The 2,356-nt window shown below is 40.2% G+C and carries 3 protein-coding genes and 1 pseudogene; all 4 read left to right on the top strand.

Annotated features, from left to right (window positions below):
- Positions 1 to 472: 50S ribosomal protein L1 (gene rplA, locus P767_RS15240; protein WP_037351514.1), on the top strand; the 472-nt coding region annotated here is incomplete at its 5' end.
- A 52-nt stretch (positions 473 to 524) separates the two neighbouring features.
- A complete protein-coding gene (gene rplJ, locus P767_RS0101525; RefSeq protein ID WP_026763134.1) occupies positions 525 to 1,040 on the top strand; it encodes a 50S ribosomal protein L10 in 516 nt (171 codons plus the stop codon).
- 98 nt (positions 1,041 to 1,138) lie between these two features.
- Positions 1,139 to 1,513, top strand: coding sequence for a 50S ribosomal protein L7/L12 (gene rplL, locus P767_RS0101530; RefSeq protein ID WP_026763135.1), 375 nt, complete (start codon positions 1,139 to 1,141; stop codon positions 1,511 to 1,513).
- A 319-nt stretch (positions 1,514 to 1,832) separates the two neighbouring features.
- Positions 1,833 to 2,356 (top strand): annotated as a pseudogene (gene rpoB, locus P767_RS15245) (DNA-directed RNA polymerase subunit beta); the annotation flags it as partial.

Consider the following 2,356-nt stretch of genomic DNA (forward strand, 5'->3'; position numbering starts at 1 on the left):
ATTGGTTTTATGTACGCCTGATAAAGAAGCTGCTGCAAACGAAGCAGGTGCTGATTATGTTGGATTGGACGAATTCATTACTAAAATTGAAGGTGGTTGGGTAGATATCGATGTAATCATCGCTACTCCTGCGGTTATGCCTAAGATTGGTAAATTAGGTAAAGTATTAGGTCCTCGTAACTTGATGCCAAACCCTAAGACTGGTACTGTAACCAACGACGTTGCTGCCGCTGTTAATGAAGTAAAAGGTGGTAAAATCGCTTTCAAAGTAGATAAAACCGGTATTGTTCACGCTTCTATCGGAAGAATTTCTTTCTCTCCTGAAAAATTAGCTGAAAACAGCACCGAATTAATCAATGCCATCATTAAGTTGAAGCCTTCTACTGCTAAAGGAACCTACCTTAAAGGAGCTAGCATGGCCAGCACAATGAGCCCTGGTATTGCATTAGACACCAAATCATTAATGAACTAATCCTGGCGATCCTGCTTAGCTGGAAATGACCCGGGTTTTAAAAAAATTAGTTATGAACAAAGACCAAAAAAATGAAGTAATTGAAATACTGAAGGAAAAATTCGCTCAGTATAACAACTTCTATATCACAGATACTGAATCCCTGACTGTAGAGCAGGTTTCTAACCTTAGAAGAACTTGTTTCGACAAGAATGTTGAGATGAAAGTGGCTAAAAACACTTTGATCCGCAAAGCCCTAGAAGCATTGGATGCTGAAAAATATGCGGGTGTTTTTGATTCTTTACACAATGTAACTGCATTGATGTTCTCTGAGAATCCAAAAGAACCAGCTTTGATTATCAGTTCTTTCCGCTCTAAGGGAAATATGGAAAAGCCTGTTTTAAAAGCAGCTTTCATTAACGGTGAAATTTACAGTGGTGATAACAACCTGAAAGCACTTACCCAAATCAAGACTAAGAATGAATTGATTGGTGAAGTAATTGGATTGTTACAGTCTCCTGCCAAGCGTGTTTTGGCTGGTTTGTTACAACACCACGAGAAGCAGGCAGAAGCTGCTGCTGCTGAATAATTATTGTGTAAATCCCAACGCCCCTGAGGTTCAAATGGGGCACTATTTATAACCATCCGCTGGAGCAAACGCTTTGAAAGCGGTTAAAAAGTAAAAAAATGGCAGACGTAAAAGCATTAGCCGAACAACTAGTAGGCTTAACAGTAAAAGAAGTTCAGGAATTAGCTGATGTATTAAAAGCTGATTACGGTATTGAACCAGCTGCTGCTGCAGTTGTAGTTGCTGCAGGAGACGGTGGTGGCGCTGCTGCTGCTGAAGAGAAAACATCTTTTGATGTAATTCTTGTTTCTGGTGGTGCAAGCAAATTAGGTGTGGTTAAGATTGTTAAAGAATTAACCGGTTTAGGTTTGAAAGAAGCTAAAGACCTAGTTGACGGAGCTCCAAAGCCAGTTAAAGAAGGCGTATCTAAGGCTGAAGCAGACGATTTAGCTGCTAAGTTGAAAGAAGCTGGTGCTGAAGTAGAAATTAAGTAATCCACTTCAACATAATTTGGAACCTTCCCCCTGACATTCAGGCGGGAAGGTTTTTTTTTGAGTTAATTTATTCCCAAATGGCAGTTTGGCGCAAAATTTGTTTTTGCGGTTCTAATTCATTCCTTACCTTTGCCATCCTTAAATTTGGGCAATTTAGCGGGTGGACATTTTTATCACAGATTTTGTGTGATGAATGCGCCGATTGTACGTTAAGAGGATCTTACCATTCTCCCCAATTATTTTGTACAAAAACCGGTTTTACATACATATGTCTACTACATCAATGAACAACAGGGTCGGCTTCGGTAAAACTAAACATTTGGCTGATGCCCCAGACCTGCTCGACATCCAGTTAGAATCTTTTAAAGAGTTTTTTCAGTTAGAGACTACACCCGACAAGCGTAATGTGGAAGGGTTGTTCCGTGTGTTTAAGGAAAACTTTCCTATTACAGACACGCGCAACATTTTCGTGCTGGAATTCCTGGATTATTTTATTGATCCTCCCCGTTACACTATTGAAGAGTGTATGGAGCGTGGATTAACTTATGCCGTACCCTTAAAAGCTAAATTGCGTTTAAGTTGTAACGATGAGGAACACGTAGATTTCCAGACCATTGTACAGGACGTTTTCTTAGGAAATATACCTTACATGACTCCACGTGGTACTTTTGTAATTAACGGTGCAGAACGTGTGGTAGTTTCCCAGCTACATCGTTCTCCAGGCGTGTTCTTTGGACAGTCTGTTCACCCCAACGGTACAAAAATTTACTCTGCCAGGGTAATTCCTTTTAAAGGAGCCTGGATGGAGTTTGCCACAGATATCAATAACGTAATGTATGCGTA

The sequence above is a fragment of the Sediminibacterium salmoneum NBRC 103935 genome, assembly GCF_000511175.1.
Classification (GTDB): Bacteria; Bacteroidota; Bacteroidia; order Chitinophagales; family Chitinophagaceae; genus Sediminibacterium; species Sediminibacterium salmoneum.

Coding starts and splice junctions, on each gene's coding strand:
- rplJ (WP_026763134.1), top strand. CDS start 525: ATGAACAAAGACCAAAAAAATGAAGTAATTGAAATACTGAAGGAAAAA.
- rplL (WP_026763135.1), top strand. CDS start 1,139: ATGGCAGACGTAAAAGCATTAGCCGAACAACTAGTAGGCTTAACAGTA.